We start from the raw sequence: 18,816 nt of genomic DNA, 5'->3' as shown, positions 1-18,816 counted from the left end.
GCGGTGATCTCCGCGGTCAGGAAAGGGTGAAGAACAGCAGGACAAGCCAGGCGAGCAGCACGCGGGCCGCCACGCCGCCGAAGGTGCCGAAGGACACCGCGCCGCTCGCCCAGCCGCGGTAGCCGTTCCACAGCACCCAGACACACCAGAGCAGGGCCAGCAGCAACACCAGGGCCAGCCACAGGGCCGAACTGTCCTGCACGCTGAAGCCGCTGGCGGTACTGAAAGCGGTGACCTGCGCGGTGCTCATGCTCATGGCGCCACCTCCGTCCGGTAGGCGCCGCTCAGCTCGGCCGGATCGCGTGGCTGGGCGCGGGAGGGGGCGAGATAGTCCTGCACGCCGCTGCGCATGCGCTGCAGATCCTGGTGCAGACGCGGGTAGTCGAAGAAGTAGCGCTCGCCGGCGGCCGTCGAGGCCCCGGCCTCCGCCTCGCGGGCCAGCGTCTCGATGTTGGCCAGCTGCTGCAGGACCAGTGTGAGCCGGCTGGTTTCGTCGGCCGAAGCGGCCAGCGCCGGCGCGGCGCTGGCGCAGTACAGCAGGGCGATCAGGCAAGCACGAAGCGATACAGGCATGACGATGTCCCCGTCGGGTTTGGGGCCATCATTGGCAAGGGGGCCCGGGGCTGTCAGTGGGAAAACTGAACGGCAGGGGTTCGGTTTAGCCAGCGCCGGCCGAGGTATGGGGCGCTGCAGCGGGTGCCAATCGGTTAAAGTTGAGCCCTTCGACGTGGCACCATGCCCTCTCTACAGCAATCCCAAGGAACACCATGCTCACTGGCAAGCTCCGCAACCAGGTCGACAAGATCTGGGAAGCCTTCTGGACCGGCGGCATCAGCAACCCCATCTCCGTCATCGAACAGTTCACCTACCTACTGTTCATCCGTCGCCTCGACGATATCCATACCCAGCGCGAACAGGTCGCCAACGCCATCGGCGTGCCGCTGAACAATCCGGTGTTCGCGCCGGGGCAGGAGGCCCTGCGCTGGCACAAGTTCAAGAACATCGACCCGCAGCAGATGTACGAGCGGGTTCGCGATCAGGTGTTTCCCTTCATCAAGAACCTGCACGACGCCGACAGCACCTTCGCCCAGCACATGAAGGACGCCATCTTCATGGTGCCCAAGGCCTCGGTGCTGGATCTGGTGGTGCAACTGATCGACCAGCTCGACCTGCGCGACCGCGACACCAGTGGTGACCTCTACGAATACATGCTCTCCAAGCTGAGCAGCGCCGGCACCAACGGCCAGTTCCGCACCCCGCGGCATATCATCCGCCTGATGGTGGCGATGACCGCGCCGGTGCTGGATGGCGACAAGAGCGACACCCTCTGCGATCCGGCAGCAGGCACCTGCGGCTTCCTGATGGCTGCCGAGGAATACGTGCGCGCCTGTTACGGCGACCCGGTGCTGCGCCACGACAACGACAGCCACTTCCACAACCGTATGTTCACCGGCTTCGACTTCGACCAGCACATGCTGCGCATCGGCGCCATGAACCTGCTGCTGCACGGGGTCAACAACCCCACCGTGGCCTACCGCGACAGCCTGAGCGACCACGGCGAGGGCAACATCCGCGAAGCCTACTCGCTGATCCTCGCCAACCCGCCGTTCAAGGGCTCGGTCGCCTACGACGAGCTGTCGCCCGATCTGCTCTCCGCGCTCGGCAAGTCGCCGAAGAAGGCCCAGACGCGCAAGAAGACCACGGAACACGGCGAGGAAGCCGCCGAGAAGAAAGGCCCTTCGGAAAAGAGCGAGCTGCTGTTCCTGGCGCTGATCCTGCGCCTGCTCAAAACCGGCGGCCGCGCCGCGGTGATCGTCCCGGACGGCGTGCTGTTCGGCTCGACCAAGTCGCACCAGGCGATCCGCCAGACCCTGGTGGACAAGCACAAGCTGGACGCGGTGATCTCCATGCCGTCCGGGGTGTTCAAGCCCTACGCCGGGGTGTCCACGGCCATCCTGCTGTTCACCAAGACCGGCAACGGCGGCACCGACGACGTGTGGTTCTACGACATGCGGGCCGACGGCTGGAGCCTGGACGACAAGCGCAATGCGCTGCTCTCCGAGGCGCAGCAGGAGGCGCTCAATCGGCGCTTGCTGGGCGAGGCGGGCGAGCCCTTCGAGGCCCACGAGCAATGCAACCTGCCGGACATCCTCGACCGCTGGTTCGCCCGCGAGGGCGAGAAGGGCCGCGTGCGCAGCGAACAGTCGTTCCTGGTGCCCAAGGAGGAAATCGTCGGCAACGGCTACGACCTGGCAATCAACCGCTACAAGCAGGTGGTATACGAAGAAGTGCAGTACGACGCGCCGCAGGTGATCCTGGCGCGGATCAAGGCGCTGCAGCAGGCGATGGAGCAGGGCATTGAGGCGTTGGAGGGGATGCTGTGAGCTGGCCGACGAAGAGCCTCGCGGATATCGCCATTCTCAATCCGCGCATTCCGAAGGATAGGGAGCTGCCGGACACGGTTGTATTTCTGCCGATGGCTGCGATTTCCGAGCACGGTGAAATTCTCGCGCAGGAGCTGCGCCCGCTAGCCGAGGTGAGAAAGGGCTTTACCTACTTCGCGCGCGGCGACGTGCTGCTGGCCAAGATCACGCCTTGCTTTGAAAACGGTAAGGCTGCGTTTCTCGAAAATCTGCAGGGCGATGTTGGTTTCGGTTCGACCGAGTTCCATGTCATTCGCCCCAATGCCGAGGTGCTTGACGGGAAATATCTGTTCTACATGCTGTGGAACGACAAACTCCGCCATGACGGCGAGCTCAACATGACCGGCAGCGCCGGCCAACGTCGTGTACCCACCGGATTTCTTGAGCGCTATCGGATACCGCTGCCGCCTCTCGCCGTTCAGCGCCATATCGCCAAGGCGCTGGAGCAGGTCGACCGCCTGCGCCGGCAGGCGCAGCAGATGGAGACGGAGCTTGATCGGCTGGCGCAGGGGCTGTTTCTGGAGATGTTTCCTGAAGCAACTCGCGTTGCTGGGCAATTTACTGAGCCGCTAGGAACGCACATTGCATTTTTGACTAGCGGATCTAGAGGGTGGGCAGAGTTCTACGCGGATCGTGGCGCAATCTTTATTCGCTCACTGGACGTTAGAATGAATGAGCTCAATACCAATGAGGTTGCATATGTCAGCCCCCCGTGTTCGGCGGAGAGTAAGCGGACTAAAGTAGAGGCTGGTGATGTTCTTCTGACTATTACTGGATCCTGTATTGGTCGGGTATGTGAGGTTCCTTCTGGTCTGGGGGAGGCCTACATTTCACAGCACGTTTCATTGATGCGTCTAGAGAGTTCTTTGAATCCGACTTTCTTGTCGTTTTTTCTGTCGCTTCCATCTGGTGGTCAGCTTCAGATCTCAAAGTTGCAGTATGGGCAGACAAAGCCAGGCCTGAATCTTGAGCAAATAAGAAGCCTGCAAATTCCAGCCGTTACCATTGACCGGCAGATACAGTTCGTCGTGGCACTGCAGAAGATCGAGGCGCAGCGACAGATGGCGCGCCGGCAACAGGCGGAGCTGGAACAGGCTTTCCAGTCCCTGATACAACGCGCTTTCAAAGGCGAACTTACGCCCAAGGTGGCATGACCCGGCTACGGCCCCGAATTCGAAGGAACCACGGATGAGCAACTTCCTTTTCATGGTCGAATGGCCGGAGCTGCAGGAGCCCGCCGGCAAGGCCGAAAGCCTGGTGCATGCCGATCCGCGCGCCGCCTGCTTCTATGCGCGCTACGCCATGGAGCGGGCGGTGGGCTGGGTCTACCGTTTCGATCCGGCGATGGACCAGCCCGGCTACGACCACAGCCTGAACTCGGTGGTGTTCATCGCCGTGATGTTCGTCTACAGGCGATGGACCAGCCCGGCTACGACCACAGCCTGAACACCCTGATCCACCAGCCCTGCTTCAAGAACATGCTGCCGCCGCCGCTGTTCGGCAAGTTCAAACTGGTGCAGAAGGCCGGCAACGCCGCGGTACACAGCGAGCGCAAGGTGTCCGCCGGCGATGCCGCCCAGGTGGTCAAGGAGCTGCACCATATCCTCTACTGGTTCTATCGCAGCTACGCCAGCCAGCCGCCGCAGAATCAGGTGTTCGACGCGGCGAAGATGCCGCAGACGGTGGCCATCGACGCCCAGCTGGTGCAGCAGAGCGTCAGACAGCTCAAGGCGCTGGAACAGCAGCTGCAGGAGCGCGACCACAAGGCCGCCGAGGCGTTGGCGGTCCAGGAGCGCCAGAACGCCGAGTTGCGCGCCGAACTGGCCCGCCTGCAGGCGCAGGTAGCTAGCCACAAGGCCCAGCACCAGCAACTGCCGGACAGCCACGACTGGTCCGAGGCGGAAACCCGCAAGTACCTGATCGACCAACTGCTGCGCGAAGCCGGCTGGCAGCCCGACGGCGCCAATGTCGCCGAGTACGAAGTCACCGGCATGCCCAACCCCAAGGGGCTCGGCTACGTGGACTACGTGCTGTGGGGCGCCGACGGCAAGCCGCTGGCGGTGGTGGAGGCCAAGCGCGCCACCGTCGAGCCGCAACTGGGGCGGCAGCAGGCCAAGCTGTACGCCGATTGCCTGCAGCAGATGCACGGCCAGCGCCCGCTGATGTACTACACCAACGGCTACCAGATCTGGTTCTGGGATGACGCCAGCTACCCGCCGCGGATGATCCAGGGCTACCACAATCGGGACGAGCTGCAGCGCATGCTCGACCGCCGCAGCCTGGCCAGCCCGCTGGCCGGCATGGCGGTCGACAGCAGCATCGCCGGCCATGGCCGGCCCTACCAGGTGCAGGCGATCCGCTCGGTAAGCGAGCAGTTCGAGCAGCACAAGCAGCGCAAGAGCCTGCTGGTGATGGCCACCGGCACCGGCAAGACGCGCACGGTAATCGCCCTGGTGGATGTGCTGATGCGCGCCGGCTGGGTGAAGAACGTGCTGTTCCTCGCCGACCGCAACGCGCTGATCAGCCAGGCCAAGAAGGAGTTTTCCAAGCTGCTGCCCAAGGCCAGCGCGGAAATTCTCTCCGGCGGCACCCGCGCGCTGAAGAGCCGGGTGTCGCTGGCGACCTATCCGACCATGATGAACCTGCTCAATGCGCCGGCCGACCGGCGTCTGTGCGGCATCGGCCATTTCGATCTGGTGATCGTCGACGAGGCGCACCGCTCGATCTACCAGAAGTACCGCTACCTGTTCGACTACTTCGATGCGCTGCTGGTCGGCCTGACTGCGACACCGAAGAGCGAGATCGACAAGAACACCTACCAGATCTTCGATATCGAGAACGGTGTGCCGACTTTTGCCTACGAGGCGCACGAGGCTTTCGCCGATGGCGTGCTGGTGCCGCCGCGCGGCTACAGCGTGCCGCTCAAGTTCGTGCGTCAGGGAGTGAAGTATGCCGAGCTGTCCGCCGAGGAGCGCGAGGAGTGGGAGAGCAAGGAGGAGCTGGCCGACCGCGAGGAGGTGCTGCCCTCGGAGGTCAACCAGTTCCTGTTCAACATCGATACCGTCGACAAAGTGCTGCAGGCGCTGATGGCGCACGGCATCAAGGTGGCCGGCGGCGACCGTCTGGGCAAGACCATCGTCTTCGCCGCCAACAATGCTCATGCCGAACTGATCGTCGAGCGCTTCAACCATCACTACAAGGCGTACAAGGGCCACTTCGCGCGGGTGATCACCTACAAGGAGAAGTACGCCGATAGCCTGATCGACGAGTTCAAGGGCGAGCGCGAACCTACCGACCCGAATATTCCGCTGAGCATCGCGGTGTCGGTGGACATGCTGGATACCGGCATCGATGTGCCGGAGGTGGTCAACCTGGTGTTCTTCAAGGTGGTGCAGTCGCGGGTCAAGTTCCTACAGATGCTCGGGCGCGGCACGCGGCTGTGCAAGGACCTGTTCGCGCCCGGCGAGGACAAGACCGATTTCCGGGTCTTCGATTACTGCCAGAACTTCGAATTCTTCGAAGAAAATCCCGAAGGTGCTGCGGATAGCCTGGCCAAACCGCTGTCGCAGCAGATTTTCGCCAAGCGCCTGCAACTGGCCACGGCGCTCGCCGAGTCCGAGGACGAGGTGGAGCAGGGATACCGACGCTACACCCTCGACCTGCTGCATCACCGTGTGGCCGGGATGAATCTCGATAACTTCATGGTGCGCCCTCGCCGCCAACTGGTGGAGCGCTATCTCCAGCGCGAGGCCTGGAACCGCCTGGATGCCCTGCAGTTCGGCGAACTGGTCGATCAGCTCGGCGCCCTGCCCAGCGAGGCCGCGCCCTTCAGTGCGGCCGAGGCGGGCAACGAGCTGGCGCTGCGCTTCGACCATCTGGCCCTGCGCCTTCAGCTGGCGCGCCTGGAGGAGGGCGTGATCCCGGAAAACCTGCGCCTGCAGGTGCTGGAACTGGCCCGCCAGCTGGAAGCCAAGGCCAGCGTGCCGGACGTCAAAGCGCAGCTGCATTTCATCCAGCAGGTGCAGAGCGACGAGTGGTGGCAGGACGTGACCATTCCGATGCTCGATGAGCTGCGCTTGAGGCTGCGGCTGCTGGTGCAGTTCATCGATCGCGAGGCGCGCAAGGTGGTTTACACCCGCTTCGAGGACGAGCAGGGCGAGGCGGTCGAGAAGGATGTGATCGGCATCATCGCCAGCGGCGGCGCCCTGCTGCAGTACCGCAAAAAGGTCGAGGCCTTCATCAAGGCCAACGAGGATCAGCTGACCATCCAACGCATCAAGCGCAACCGCCCGGTCACCACCCATGACCTGACTGTGCTGGAGGACATGCTGTTTGCCGCCAGCGGCCTGCCTGACCGCGCGACCTACGAGAAGAGCATCCACCCGGACAAGCCGCTGGGCGTGTTCATCCGCGAGCTGGTGGGCCTGGACCGCGGCGAGGCCAAGGCCGCCTTCGCCGAGTACCTGGACGAGCAGCGCATGAACAGTGCGCAGATCCAGTTCGTCAATCTGCTGATCGACTACTTCACCCAGAACGGCGTGATGGCGCCGGAGCGCCTGACCCAGCCGCCGTTTGCCTCCGGCCTGCTCGGGCTGTTCCAGCCGCAGCAGATCACCGACCTGGCGCAGCGCATCCGTGCGATCAACGCCAATGCCGAGGCGGTGAACGAGGTGCTAGATGAGGCCATGCCAATGGCGGCGGAGGGCAAGGGCGGGTATGCGTAGCATGAGGTTGTTGCTGGGCGCCTGAGTTTCCAAGGATAGAGGCATTCTGCGGGAGACCGCTTTTTCACGGACTGAGGAGCATTGCCCATGGCTAACCCACGCTCTCTGGTGTTTGCCCTGTACAACCACTGGTCGGTGGTTGAGTGGCTGGTACAGCGTTCCCGCGAGCAGCCGGCCTTTGAGGCGGAGCAGGTGCTGGGGCTGATCGGCAAGGTCGATCCGAGCATGACGCTGGAGGTGCGCGAGGCTGTCTTGCGGACACTGACCAACGCCGAGATCCTCCAGGTGCTGCCGCGCGATGAGCTGTTGCAACTCAATGCCCATGTGCTCGAGTTTGTCCGCGGCCTGACCCGTGAGCATGAGCTGGGCCTTTCCGCCGTACTGCAGGCGCGGGTGCAGGGCATTCGCGAGGCGACCGCACGCCTGAATGAGGCACTGGAGCGCCGCGACCTGGATCTGCTGCGTCAGGCCGCTGTGCAGCTGGCCGAGCTGTTCCGCCAGATCGCCCAGCAGCTGGATCAGGATCGCCACGCCATTCTGGAAATTGCCGAGAAGGCCAAGGCCTCAGACAGCCAGATCCCGGCCGAGCGTCGCTATCGCCAGGTGCTGCAGGCCTACGACGACTACGTGGAGCCGATGGCGGCGATGATGGACAGCGGTCCGGCGGGCAGCTTCTACCGCCTGCTGGAGGAGGCCGAGCGTCGTCTCGACTACAGCTTGGAGGTGCTCACAGCTCAGGGAGCGCTGTACACCCTGCGCCTGCTGGTGCGTCAGGCGGGCTTCCAGGCCAAGGAGTTGCGCCGGCTGGGGCGCGAGGTGCTCAAGCAGTGCAGCGACACGCTGTTGCCGTTGCGCGAGGAGCTGCGCCGCCACAACAGCCTGTCGGCGGCCGTCAGTCAGCTCCTGGGACAGGTACGCAAGCGCGGCCTGACGCGCACCTTCCGCCATGCCGAATTGCCGCTCTGGCGAGCGGAACGGCCGCGCCGGGTTTCGGTCGGTGATGAGGTGCGCGCGATCATGGCCGAAGCACGCGATTTTCAGGCGGTGAGCCTGACCTTTCCGGAGGAGGCCTCCGTGGTCTCTGTTACCGAACTGCAGCTGGTGGATGGCGTCGAGCTGCGCGAGCGCCTAGCTGCCAGCGGACCGGTGCCGAGCCTGCTGGACTGGCTGCATGCGCAGTATGCACACCTGAGCGATGCCACCTTGCTACGCCTGTACCACGAGCTGATCAACGAGCCGGACTGGCATTTCGAGCAGGAGGGCCAGAAGCGGATCTCGGAGCTGGACAGGCTGCGCGTCACTCATTATCCCCACGGAATCTTCGCGCGATGACTCAAGTTGCCACCCTTTATCTCGGGCGTTTGCCTCATCTTGGCGAGCTGTTCGAGCTGTTCAATGCCGGCAAGCATCTCAACCGCGTCGCCGAACCAGCACTATGGGCCGAGCTGGAAAAGGAACAGGAGCAGTATCAGTCGCTGTTCGCCAGCCTGGGCTTCAACCTGCGCCTGGACGGGCGCGGTTTTGCCTGGTTCCACTTCGACAACGCCAGCAGCAACGTCGGCCGGACGACTCGCCAGCTGGCGCTGTTGTTCATGCTGCTGTTCGAACTGAAGGCAGACGAGGGGACGTACCTGGAGCGCTTCACCGACTGGCGTCTCGACAGAGGACTGCTCGCCATGCTCATGGAGCGCGGCCATGACCTGCTGCAGGCCGAGGGGCTGGACGAGGAATCGCTGGCCAGCCTGCTGGACCGGGCCTGTACCCATGGCTTCGCCGAGGCGGTTGCCGGTGGCTGGCGGTTGCTACCGGCTGTCTGGCGCTATCTGGACCATTTCGAGGCGCTGGCCAGCCAGCAGGCCGGAGATGCGGATGAGAGTGTCGGACTGGACGATCTGGACGGAACTACGGAGGAGGATGAGACACCATGATGGACTATGGCTTTCAACGTCTGGTACTGCTCAACAGCGCCGGCTACCAGCGCGCCGAGTTGCCGCTGGATGCGGCGGTGTCGCTGGTGGCGCCGAACAATACTGGAAAGACCAGTCTGATCAATGCTCTGCAGTTCTTGCTGATCATCGATCGGCGGCGGATGGATTTCGGCGCCTACGATGTCGAGCGCAGCCGGCGTTTCTATTTCCCGCACAACAGTGCCTACATCCTGCTCGAAGTACTGTTGCCCGAGTCGGGTAGCGTGGTGCTGGGTTGCGTCGGCAAGGGGGTCAGCCACGACTACGAGTACTTCGCCTACCGCGGCTCGCTGGAGCTGGACGATTACCGCCTGGATGATGGCAGCCTGGTGACCCAGCCGCAGCTGCTCGGCCATCTGGCCATGCGCGGGCGTCTCGCGGAGCGCTATAACGGCAGTGACTTCACCAAGATGGTGTACGGCAGCGGCCGACGCGGGCGGAGTGAGCAGGGCGATTTCACCGTATTCCGTCTGGAGCAGGTTAGCCAGGCCGAGGTCTTCCAGCGCGTGCTGACCCGTACCTTGCGCCTGGATCGCTTGCAGTCGAGGGAGGTCAAGGACTATCTGCTGCAGATCTTCAGCCGTGATCTGTCGGACGCCGGGATCGACTTCAAGCAGGAGTGGGACAAGGCCTTCGCCGACGTCAACGCCGACCGCACGCAGTACCTGGCGGCTCTGAACCAGCGCGAGCGTATCGACCAGCTCGAAAGGCTGCATGAGGAGCGTCTGCAACTGCGGGGCAAGTTGAGTTTCTTCCGTCCGCTGATCGATCAGGCACTGCTCGACTGGCAAGCCTACTATCAGCGCCAATCTGCCGAGCTGCGACTGGCGCGCGAGGAGGTCGAGCAGGCCGAGGAGCGTCTGCAGCGCGAGCAGCAGGAGTGGGCAGCCGAGCGGGAGCGGGGCAGGCACCGTGAAGCTGGGTTGCAAGCCGAGGATCGGTGTCAGGCGGAGCTGGAGCAGCGCTTCGCGCTGATCGACCGGCGTGAGCGGCTGGAGCAGGCGGAGGCGGCGGCCAGGGCTGATTACGAGAGGCAGGTGGCGCTGGTGGCGCAGGCGCAGGGCAGCAGTCCGGAGCAGATTCGCCGTGAGCGCCGCCGGGCACAGCAGGAACTGGACAGCACGGACCGAGAGCTGGCCAGTCTCGCCAGCAATCTGTATCAGCATTTGCAGCGGGTGCTGGATGAGACGCAGCTGGCCGCCGTCAACCGGTTGTTGGCCCGCGAGGTGATGATGCTGGCGGAGGAGGGGTTCAGTCTCGATGGCACGCTGTTGCGTCGAAGTCTGGAGCAATGGTTGCGCCATCCCGAGTGCATCGAGCTACCCGGCCTGAGCGTGCAACTGGCGAGTCTGCCTGCGCAGCACCGGCAGCGCAGTGCAGACGAAATCCGCGAGGAGCAGGCAGAGCTGAGGCAGCGCATAGCCCAGCTTGACGAGCAACTGCAGGCCGCCGAGGCGATGCGTGAGGCCCTGTTACTCAAGCAGCAACTGGAAGACGACTATCGGCAGACGCAGCATGATCTCGCAGCCTTCGATCAACTGGTGGTCTTGCGCGATGGCGCCGTAGTGCGTGCACGGTCTCTGCACGATTGTCAGATGGCCTTGCAGCAACTGGAGGAGCGCTTGGTCGGTGCGCAGGGTGAGGCTCGTCGTTTGCGAGAGCAGTTGCAGGTAGTGGGCCAGCGGCAGGAGGCGCTCGATCAGCAGAACCGGGAAATCAGCTACAGCCGCGAGCGGCGCAATGACAGCGGTCCGCTGTTCGACTATCTGGCCGAGCTGCCTCAGCACCCTTGGCTGGGCAGTGCCGAGCTGGCGCTCGAGCAATTGGCGGAGCATCTGCGAGAGTATCTGCAGGACTGTAGCCGGCTATTGCGCATCGAGGGCGAGGTTCGCACCCTGTGCGCCGAACTGCACGGTGGCGGCCTGACCAAGTATCAGATGGCCGAGGACCCGGACAGCGAGATCCGCCGGATCATCGAGTTCGCTCGGCATCTGCCCCAGGAGTTCGAAGCCATCGAGCGTAAAGCACGCACCGCGGTGGTCAACGTCACTGCCTGCCTGCGTCAGCTGCGCGATGGCCTGCATGCCTTCAAGGGCAAGATGCGTCAGTTCAACCAGTTGATCGGTCGGCGCCGGCTGTCCGACCTGGAAGTATTCAAGATCGAGCCGGAAGACGAGCGCGAGCTGGTCGAGGCCATCGAGACGCTGATCAGTACCGCAGAACAGGTAGATTCAGGGCAGACCTTTGAGCTGTTCAACCATGGCAGCGTACTCGACGACGAGATGCTCAACCGTGCCAAGACGCTGCTGATTCGCGAGGGCGAAGCCCGTGGCAGCCTGGCCGTCGAGCATCTGTTCCGCCTGAGTTTCATCGTCGGCAAGGAAGGGCAGAAGCCCGAGGCCTTCGCCGACATTGATGGTGCAGCGTCCAACGGCACCGTCCTGATGGCCAAGCTGGTGACCGGCCTGGCGCTACTGCACCAGATGCAGGACAAGCGCCATGCGGTACGAGCGGCCTGCTACCTGGACGAAGCCCTGGCGCTCGACGGTCCCAACCAGAAGAGTCTGATCGACACTGCTGCGGAATTTGGCTTCGCGCTGATCTTCGCTTCGCCGGCGCCCTTGGCCACCGCGCGCTATTGCGTACCGATCAGCCGTCACAATGGTCACAACCAGATCAGTCGCAAGAGTTGGCAGTTGCTCGAGCCGAAAGAGTCGGAGGTTGTGGCATGAGCCGTGCTCTTGCCGATGCGCTGGGCAAGCTGCTGGTCGCCGGTGAGCTTGCCATCAGCCACTGCACACTGGCCCAGCGCCAGGCGCTTGATGACTTCGCGCGCAAGACCGGCTTCGTGCGCCTGACCACCAGGGGGCGCGGGAGCCTGTACCAGATCGTCGGACGGGAGCGGGTCGAGGCCCATCTGGCGCAACTGCGCCCCCGCCAGCAGGAGGCACTGCCTGCAGACCTGCCGAGTCGTGCTCTGAATGTGGCTCGCTACCGTGACAGCAAGCGCGGCAGCGCCGGGCATGCCGTGCACTACCTGCTGCTCAAGGCTGTTGGAGCCGAGGTGCGCTGGCGCGATGGGCAGGAGGCGGTCGTTGAGCTATCCGCGCTGACTCGGTTGTGTGGTGCTGCGGCCCTGGCAGTGCAGTCGGGGGACGGTTGGCATTGCGACGAGCCGCTCTGGTTGGTCGAGAACCAGGCACTGTTCGACGATCCGAGCTGGTTGCCCGCCGATGCGGGCGGAGCTCTGTGCTACTACTCCGGTCAGTTGAGCAGCCTGATGCTCGACTGGCTGGCGGCACAGCCGCGCGCCCCACAGGTGATCCTTTTCCCCGATTACGATGGCATCGGTCTGCAGAACTTCGCCCGCCTGCGCGAGCGGCTCGGCGGTGGCTGTGAGCTCTGGCTAATACCCGGCTGGTCCGAGCGCTTGAGGCAATATGGCAATCGGCGGATCTGGCTGGACAATCTCGCCAACTTTCAGGATGCGGTGAGACGCCTGAGTATCGACGGCATGCCGGCGGCGGTGGCTGAGCTCTGCCGCACGATGCAGGCCGAGGGGCTGGCGCTGGAGCAGGAGAGCGTGTTCCTGGGGGAGCCTTGAGGGCTGCACTGCGACAGTGCGCAACCGTATTGCGCCAGATCGGATGTCTGCTCGCCCACTGGCGGGTTTCATTGCCGCTTTCTCCGCGGCGCCCGCCCCCGTTGCACCTGCTGTGCCTGTACGGCCCGTTCCAACTGGGCGCTGGATTGGCAGGGCAAGATGAACAGCGACTGCAGCTCATCGGTCAGGCCGAGAGTCTGCACCACGGTTTCCAGCGAGGAAGCACCTTTGCTTTCCAGCTTCTAGATGACTGAGGCCGCCTGCAATTGGTATAGCCCCGCGCGGCAGCAGGAGCCATGGTGAGTTTAGGGCGGTCGGCAGGGTCAGATAGAGCATCCTGGGTGGCAGCAGCAGTGGCACGGTCAGGCTCTTGGCCTGGTGGTAGTCGAGGCTGATTTTCCAGTCGGCGCCGAACGAGTCAGGGCAACGCCGTTCAGCTTGGTTGGCATCTGACCGCCGGGCACAACCGTGGCGATGGCGGTTGGATCAGCCCAGGCCTCGATCTCCGTCGGTGTGCTCGGGTGGTTGATGAATACAGGCTTGCCAAGCTCATCGTGGTCGGGATGGAGGATCGCCACGAGAAGAAGCGGGGCGCCTGGCTCCGGTCAGTTGATTGCGTCTTTCAGGCCCTTGCCCGGCTTGAAACCCGGCACCTTGACGGCTGCGATCTGCAAAGCTGCCCCGGTCTGCGGATTGCGACCCTCACGCGCGGCACGTTGCTTAACCTCGAAAGTGCCGAAGCCAACCAGGGTGACATGCTCCCCCTTCTGCAGCGTACTGGTGATGGCCGCGGTGAAGGCGTCCAGAACAGCAGTGGTAGTCGTTTTCGGCAGGTCGGCGGATGCGGCAACAGCAGCGATCAACTCAGCTTTGTTCATGCTTCAGTCCTGATTGGGATGTGGGCCATGAGTATAAACAGTGAGGTGGCCGCAGGCTCGGGCTCATCCGACTGCGGCGACGTCATCAGGCCTGTAGCCAGCCCTCGACCACGTCTGCCCCGAACTCTGCCTTCCAGGCCTTGAGCAAGGCGTGATTCGCGCTCTTGGTTTCGATGCGCTTGCCGGTGACCGGTTGCACATACAGCTTCACCTGACGGGCACGGCGCTGCTTCACGACAGCCGGCGCGGCCGGTTCAAGCTCGGTTGGCTGCGGATTGAGAATGGCGACCACCTTCGCCAGATCCATGCCGTGCTCGCCCATCAGCGCCTTCAGCTTGTCTTCGAACTCCATCTCGCGCTGGAGGCCGCTGTCGCCCTGGAGCTTCTCCAGCAGTGCCAGCTGTTCTTTGAGGGCCTGCTCCGCGCGGCGAAATTCGGCAAGTTTGGACATGTCATCTCCTTTGGTTTGGTAACGGAATCAAATCGGATGCGGCCGGCTAATTGCCGGCGCGCAGGTATTCATAAAGGGTGGCACGGCTGATGCCGAACTCGCGGGCCAGGGCGGATTTCGGCTCGTGCGCATCGACGCGACGCCGCAGCTCGGCAATCTGGGTGTCGTCCAGGGCTTTCTTCTCTTGCAGTGCAGCCGCGTAGCTTGGGTGCTCGTCACGATCGAATACGGCATAAACTTGCTCGAATGCCTTGGGTTGAATGCGGTTGTGGCGATTGCCCTGCAGAAAAAGCTCATGATCATATTCGACCACCTGGATTGGCGCAGGCCCATGGGCACTGTGGCGTACCTCCACACTGGCGGTGTTCAGGCGATAGACGGCGCGTATCTCCTGGAAATACAGCGGCTCGGTCTTGCTGCCTTCCGTGACGATCAGGATGCGGTCATGGCTCGCACGCTGGCCTTGTTTGCGCTGCAGATCCTTCTGCTGACGCGCCTTGGGCGAGTTGTCACGCGCCATCAGTGTCCGAGTCCCAGCGTATTGCCGATGAAGGGAATGCCGCCATAGCGCCCCATCAGGTAGCCACGCTCCAGTGCCTCGTTCTTGCGGGGGCTGAACTCTACCAGGGCGACCAGTTGCGAAGCCTGATCCCGGTCCTTCTCAACGAACCAGATCTGGTCGCGGCGGAAAAGGTCCGGGTCATCCAGCAGTGATGTGTCATGGGTACTGAAGATGAGTTGGGCGCCGTTCGCGTTGACTTCCGGGGTGTGGAACAGCCTGACCAGCTCCCGGACCAGCAGGGTGTGCAGACTGGTATCCAATTCGTCGATCACCAGGATCCGGCCGTTGGCCAGGATGTCGAGTACTGCGCCGCTGAGGAACAGCAGGCTGCGTGTGCCGCCTGACTCATCGGCAAGCTCGAATATCGCTTTGCCCTTGTCGGTGACATGGTGAAAGCGCAGCTGATTTTCTTCGACCTCTTCCATGCGTACTTCGGTCTTGCCGCCAGCCAGGTCGAAGTGCACGGACTGGCCGGGTACCTTGCGCGTCACTATGTCGATATCCGCGATGCTGATGTCCGCCGCCGATAGGAAATTGCAGATTTCCCGACGGCCTTCCACCTGCTTCAGTTTCTGGATGGAGACATTCATGTTTAGCGGATTCAGCTCGTTGAGGATGAGCAGCTGGTTGGCAAACCAGTCGAAGATAGGGCGCAGAGCCTCGCTGTTGAGCTGCACGGCCATCGACAAAAACAGGGAGTTGGGGCGCGTGGCACCCTCCCATACCCCCTTGGGGCCTTTGAGGCTGGCGCTGAATTCGTAGACATCCTTGCCCGTTTCCAGATCCAGATGGCGCTCGAACCAGCGCTGGGGTTTGAAGCTCTTGTAGACCAGCAGGTACTCGCTGAGGATCCGCTGGCTGGTCATGCTGAAACCGTACTGGTAACGCACGCCATCAAGCAGAAAGGTCACTTCGAACTCGGTGGGTTGCTTGGCTGATTCCATGTCCAGTCGGAAGGGCTGAACGCTGTAGGGCTGTCCGGGCTGGATGGCGGTTGCGGACTCGATCACGACCCCGCGCATGTACTGCAGGGCTTTGATCAGGTTGGACTTGCCGCTTGCGTTGGCCCCGTAGATGACGGCGCTGCGCAGCAGGGCCGGTGCGGCATTGATACCGGTGGCCTGGGTGTGGGTGTCCAGCAGGCTCTTGTCCTTGGATGCCACCAGGCTGAGCACCTGCTCGTCGCGCAACGAGCGGAAGTTTTTGGCGCGGAACTCGATCAGCATTGGGCTATCCCGGGGCGTTTCTCAAGAATATTTTATAATTATGCAGCTCTACGTCAAAATATCAATTTATTACTTGGGGTGGCTGCGTATGCTGAGGGGAAGGCATGCTCACAGATATTTCTTGAACGTCGCGGCCGTGATCGCTACTGCCGTCCCCTGCATGGCGGCGCTCGGCAGGAGGATCCATAGCGGGTTGAGGGATATCGGCAGTGTCAGGTAGAGCATCCAGGGTGCCGCCAGCAGCGGCACGACCAGGCTCTTGGCCCGGTGGTAGACGAAGCTGCTTTCCCGACCGGCGCCGAACTTGCGCAGGTCACGGCGCATCAGTCCGTCGACCAGGCCGGTGAGCATGGCTAGAGCGAACAGCGGCGTGGCCAGGACCAGGATGCAGACCCTAACCACGAAGGTCAGGCCGGTGAACAGGGCAGCCAGCACGAAATCCTCGAGCAGCACATAGAACTGGGCGATCAGGCTGGTCAGGCTGTCGTTACGGCTGTGGCTGCGTGCCTGTCGGGCATAGTCGAGCAGTCCACTGCGTTGGAACAGCCACTCGTGCAGCGACTCCACCAGCTGGCGCACGCTCTGTCCGGGCTGGCTGGTGATCAGGGATTGGCGGAAGTGTTCGCCGAGCCAGCTCAGCTCCGTGTGTAGCATGGCCTGGCTGTGCCGCCAGCCCTGTTCCGGCCAAAACAGCAGCAGGCCGGCATATTCGAGCAGCACCGAGAACAGCAGGGATACCAGCAGCAGGCCGATAACCTTCCAGGGCAGGCCGAGGAGGGCGCTGAACAGGGTGGTGCGCTGGCGCTGTTGCTGGGCGGCATGTTGCACGGGGGTGGCCATGGGTGGTCACTCCTGCTTGGCGTCGGCGGGCATGCCCGAATTCAGGCCGCGCTCGGGATCGAAATCCTCCGTGGGGCCACCGCCGCTGGCGCGCCACCATTGGCCGGCATTGTCGTTGTAGCGGGCGCGCATGTGCCGAGCCAGCTCCTGCAGGTTGGCCGGCATGGCGTCGTCGGGCGCCGGTCTGGGCAGAGGCATGCGCACCTTCCACAGTTGGCCGCCTTCCTGGAAGGAAAACGCCTGGCCCTTGGGCAGGCTGACGATATGCGCCGGCTCGATCAGCGGCACGCTGGTGGCGCTGACCCGGTCCTGGGAGGAGGAGGTGAAATCGGTACTGGCCTGCGGGTCCGCGGTGTCGGTGGCACCGGAGACCAGGGTGCGGGTCAGTACGTTGACCTTGGGCAGCTGCTGGGTCAACAGCTCGGCGGTAGCGGTCTCGCGCACCCGCAGCATTTGCAGGGTGTTGAAGTTGCCGATCACCTGGCCGGCCTTGGCGCGGTTGCCGAGGCGCGCCTCGATGTCGCTCAGCGTCTGGGTATAGGCAGTGACCTGGATGCCGGCGCCGCCGCCCTTGTTGATCAACGGGATGAACTCGTCGCCCATCAGCTCGTTGAACTCGTCGGCATGCAGGTTGATCGGCACCTGTCTGGCGCTTTGCGCCGACTGCGGCAGGCCGTGGTCGACGCCGTGCTTGTAGATGTGCCCGGCTACCGAAACCAGGTCGGCGAACATCGAGTTGCCTACCGCTGCGGCCACTTCCGCGTCGCTCAGGGCATCCAGGCCGACATAGACGATGCCGCGTTTGCGGATGATCTGCAGCCAGTCGAAGATCGGCCGCGGATCGCTGAGGTCGGTGTAGTCGGGGGCCAGCAGCTGGGCGGTTTTGCCGGTGGTGAGTTTCTCCAGTAGCGGCAAGAGGCTGGCGACGATCTTGTCGAAGTAGGTGCGGTCGTAGCGCACCGCCGAGCGCAGGCCGTCCAGCACCGGGTCATAGACGCGCTTGGCCGACAGGTACTGTTCGAGGGCCACCACCCGTTTCTCGCGGCCCTGCATGTGGCGGGGGATGTTCTTTTCGTTGAGCTTGCCCTCCAGTTGCACGATCAGCTCCCAGGCCCTGGGGTCATGCCGGGCGAAGAAGTGTTGGGCATATTCGATGAATAGCGCGTCGATGTTCACCACATGGCGCTGGATCAGCAGGTAGTCCGGGCGCTGGCCCAGCTCGATCAGGGCGCGGGCGATGATGTTGACGAAGCGCCAGGCGAACTCGCGGAAGGCGGCCGAGTTGCCTTCGCCACTGAGCTGGCCGGCGATGCGCGAGGCGACCTCCGAGACCCGGCCGAAGCGGCCCACGGCGTTGTAGCGGCAGGAGATTTCCGGCCAGCCCAGGTGGAAGACGTAGAACTCCTGCTCGCGCCCGGAGCGCCGGGCCTCTACGTACATGCGCTTGAGCAGATCGGCATCGCCTTTGGGATCGAAGACGATGCACACCTCGCCGCGGTGGATGTCCTGGGTGATGTAGACCTCGGCCAGGCGGGTCTTGCCGACTCGGGTGGTGCCCAGCACCAGGGTATGACCGACCCGCTCGTTCAGCGGCAGGCTGGCCTCGACCTCGTCGGGCTCGACGCCATGCAGCAGTGGCGAGCCGCCCACTGGCGGCAACGGCCGCAGCGGATTGAAAGAGCTATCCCAGGCGGTCAGCCGAGGCAGCCAGCGCAGCGGCGGCAGGCTGTGCTCCAGCCTGCGCTCCAGTCGCCTGGCTGCACGCTGCAGCCAGGGCTGTTCGATATAGCAGGCCACCGCTGGGTCCTGGGCCTCGACCAGGCGCTGGGTATGCAGGCGCGTCCAGCGAAAGCCGCGGCCGATGAACAGGCGCTGCTGGCTGATCGGAATCTGCCGGCTGGTCAGGGCATAGCGCGGCAGGCGGCGGATATGCCGGCGGTAACGCAGCACCTGCCAGGCCTGATGCAGGCGGAGCAGGCCGAACAGGCCATAGCCAACGGCAGCGCCCAGGCCAATTTCCGGCGACAGCGCCACCGCCCAGGGCGAGTTGAGGCAGAGGGTAGCGGCGCCGGCACAGAGGGCCGCACTGTAAAGCTCTACCGCCGGCCGCAGTTTGGACTCCAGTACATGCTCGGCCACGG

At 63.6% G+C, this 18,816-nt stretch carries 16 protein-coding genes; 8 read left to right on the top strand and 8 right to left on the bottom strand.

Going from position 1 to position 18,816, the window contains the following annotated elements:
* Window positions 1-16: 16 nt before the first annotated feature.
* On the bottom strand, window positions 17-256 hold the full coding sequence (locus BM297_RS17340; RefSeq protein ID WP_092433787.1) for a TIGR03758 family integrating conjugative element protein: 240 nt from the start codon (window positions 254-256) through the stop codon (window positions 17-19).
* Window positions 253-573 (bottom strand): integrative conjugative element protein, RAQPRD family, encoded by a 321-nt coding sequence (locus BM297_RS17335; RefSeq protein WP_092433785.1) that lies wholly within the window; start codon window positions 571-573, stop codon window positions 253-255. Before BM297_RS17335 ends, BM297_RS17340 begins: the two co-directional genes overlap by 4 nt.
* Before the next feature lie 194 nt (window positions 574-767).
* On the opposite strand from BM297_RS17335, the gene BM297_RS17330 reads away from it, so the two are divergent.
* The 8 genes from BM297_RS17330 to BM297_RS17300 all read left to right on the top strand — a co-directional run bounded on the left by BM297_RS17330 (window position 768) and on the right by BM297_RS17300 (window position 12,718).
* Window positions 768-2,384, top strand: coding sequence for a type I restriction-modification system subunit M (locus tag BM297_RS17330; protein WP_092433783.1), 1,617 nt, complete (start codon window positions 768-770; stop codon window positions 2,382-2,384).
* Window positions 2,381-3,577, top strand: a complete 1,197-nt coding sequence (locus tag BM297_RS17325; protein WP_092433781.1) for a restriction endonuclease subunit S — start codon at window positions 2,381-2,383, stop codon at window positions 3,575-3,577. The genes BM297_RS17330 and BM297_RS17325 overlap by 4 nt, the downstream gene beginning before the upstream one ends.
* A gap of 34 nt (window positions 3,578-3,611) precedes the next feature.
* Window positions 3,612-3,869, top strand: coding sequence for a DUF4145 domain-containing protein (locus BM297_RS22000; protein WP_217648277.1), 258 nt, complete (start codon window positions 3,612-3,614; stop codon window positions 3,867-3,869).
* On the top strand, window positions 3,839-7,147 hold the full coding sequence (locus BM297_RS17320) for a DEAD/DEAH box helicase family protein (RefSeq protein WP_217648276.1): 3,309 nt from the start codon (window positions 3,839-3,841) through the stop codon (window positions 7,145-7,147). The genes BM297_RS22000 and BM297_RS17320 overlap by 31 nt, the downstream gene beginning before the upstream one ends.
* An 87-nt stretch (window positions 7,148-7,234) precedes the next feature.
* Window positions 7,235-8,479 (top strand): hypothetical protein, encoded by a 1,245-nt coding sequence (locus BM297_RS17315; protein ID WP_092433779.1) that lies wholly within the window; start codon window positions 7,235-7,237, stop codon window positions 8,477-8,479.
* Window positions 8,476-9,075, top strand: coding sequence for a condensin complex protein MksE (locus BM297_RS17310; RefSeq protein ID WP_092433777.1), 600 nt, complete (start codon window positions 8,476-8,478; stop codon window positions 9,073-9,075). Before BM297_RS17315 ends, BM297_RS17310 begins: the two co-directional genes overlap by 4 nt.
* Window positions 9,072-11,846, top strand: coding sequence for a coiled-coil domain-containing protein (locus BM297_RS17305; RefSeq protein ID WP_245768287.1), 2,775 nt, complete (start codon window positions 9,072-9,074; stop codon window positions 11,844-11,846). The genes BM297_RS17310 and BM297_RS17305 overlap by 4 nt, the downstream gene beginning before the upstream one ends.
* Window positions 11,843-12,718 (top strand): DUF7281 domain-containing protein, encoded by an 876-nt coding sequence (locus BM297_RS17300; RefSeq protein ID WP_092433776.1) that lies wholly within the window; start codon window positions 11,843-11,845, stop codon window positions 12,716-12,718. The genes BM297_RS17305 and BM297_RS17300 overlap by 4 nt, the downstream gene beginning before the upstream one ends.
* 605 nt (window positions 12,719-13,323) lie before the next feature.
* On the opposite strand, the gene BM297_RS17295 is transcribed toward BM297_RS17300, so the two are convergent.
* From BM297_RS17295 to traD, 6 genes are all read right to left on the bottom strand, one after another.
* Window positions 13,324-13,596 (bottom strand): HU family DNA-binding protein, encoded by a 273-nt coding sequence (locus BM297_RS17295; protein WP_092433774.1) that lies wholly within the window; start codon window positions 13,594-13,596, stop codon window positions 13,324-13,326.
* Window positions 13,597-13,681: 85 nt separating this feature from the next.
* A complete protein-coding gene (locus BM297_RS17290) occupies window positions 13,682-14,047 on the bottom strand; it encodes a histone-like nucleoid-structuring protein, MvaT/MvaU family (RefSeq protein WP_092433772.1) in 366 nt (121 codons plus the stop codon).
* A 46-nt stretch (window positions 14,048-14,093) separates the two neighbouring features.
* Window positions 14,094-14,567: an RloB domain-containing protein gene (locus BM297_RS22185; protein WP_139231079.1), complete on the bottom strand. Its 474-nt coding sequence runs from the start codon at window positions 14,565-14,567 to the stop codon at window positions 14,094-14,096.
* Complete coding sequence (locus tag BM297_RS17280; protein WP_092433770.1) at window positions 14,567-15,835, bottom strand: AAA family ATPase; 1,269 nt, start codon at window positions 15,833-15,835, stop codon at window positions 14,567-14,569. The genes BM297_RS22185 and BM297_RS17280 overlap by 1 nt, the downstream gene beginning before the upstream one ends.
* A gap of 108 nt (window positions 15,836-15,943) precedes the next feature.
* A complete protein-coding gene (locus BM297_RS17275; RefSeq protein WP_092433768.1) occupies window positions 15,944-16,675 on the bottom strand; it encodes a TIGR03747 family integrating conjugative element membrane protein in 732 nt (243 codons plus the stop codon).
* Window positions 16,676-16,681: 6 nt separating this feature from the next.
* Window positions 16,682-18,814, bottom strand: a complete 2,133-nt coding sequence (gene traD / locus BM297_RS17270) for a type IV conjugative transfer system coupling protein TraD (RefSeq protein ID WP_092433766.1) — start codon at window positions 18,812-18,814, stop codon at window positions 16,682-16,684.
* Between the last annotated feature and the right edge of the window lie 2 nt (window positions 18,815-18,816).

This window comes from Geopseudomonas sagittaria (assembly GCF_900115715.1).
GTDB lineage: Bacteria > Pseudomonadota > Gammaproteobacteria > Pseudomonadales > Pseudomonadaceae > Geopseudomonas > Geopseudomonas sagittaria.
Note: the sequence above shows the minus strand (reverse complement) of the source record. Positions and strands in the feature narration are given on the sequence as shown.

Bases quoted from the DNA above. Each gene is read 5' to 3' on its own strand.
- BM297_RS17320 (WP_217648276.1), top strand. From the start codon at position 3,839: ATGGACCAGCCCGGCTACGACCACAGCCTGAACACCCTGATCCACCAG.
- BM297_RS22185 (WP_139231079.1), bottom strand. From the start codon at position 14,567: ATGGCGCGTGACAACTCGCCCAAGGCGCGTCAGCAGAAGGATCTGCAG.
- BM297_RS17330 (WP_092433783.1), top strand. From the start codon at position 768: ATGCTCACTGGCAAGCTCCGCAACCAGGTCGACAAGATCTGGGAAGCC.
- BM297_RS17335 (WP_092433785.1), bottom strand. From the start codon at position 573: ATGCCTGTATCGCTTCGTGCTTGCCTGATCGCCCTGCTGTACTGCGCC.
- BM297_RS17340 (WP_092433787.1), bottom strand. From the start codon at position 256: ATGAGCATGAGCACCGCGCAGGTCACCGCTTTCAGTACCGCCAGCGGC.
- BM297_RS17290 (WP_092433772.1), bottom strand. From the start codon at position 14,047: ATGTCCAAACTTGCCGAATTTCGCCGCGCGGAGCAGGCCCTCAAAGAA.
- BM297_RS17275 (WP_092433768.1), bottom strand. From the start codon at position 16,675: ATGGCCACCCCCGTGCAACATGCCGCCCAGCAACAGCGCCAGCGCACC.
- BM297_RS17295 (WP_092433774.1), bottom strand. From the start codon at position 13,596: ATGAACAAAGCTGAGTTGATCGCTGCTGTTGCCGCATCCGCCGACCTG.
- BM297_RS17300 (WP_092433776.1), top strand. From the start codon at position 11,843: ATGAGCCGTGCTCTTGCCGATGCGCTGGGCAAGCTGCTGGTCGCCGGT.
- BM297_RS17310 (WP_092433777.1), top strand. From the start codon at position 8,476: ATGACTCAAGTTGCCACCCTTTATCTCGGGCGTTTGCCTCATCTTGGC.
- BM297_RS17280 (WP_092433770.1), bottom strand. From the start codon at position 15,835: ATGCTGATCGAGTTCCGCGCCAAAAACTTCCGCTCGTTGCGCGACGAG.
- BM297_RS17305 (WP_245768287.1), top strand. From the start codon at position 9,072: ATGATGGACTATGGCTTTCAACGTCTGGTACTGCTCAACAGCGCCGGC.
- BM297_RS17315 (WP_092433779.1), top strand. From the start codon at position 7,235: ATGGCTAACCCACGCTCTCTGGTGTTTGCCCTGTACAACCACTGGTCG.
- BM297_RS22000 (WP_217648277.1), top strand. From the start codon at position 3,612: ATGAGCAACTTCCTTTTCATGGTCGAATGGCCGGAGCTGCAGGAGCCC.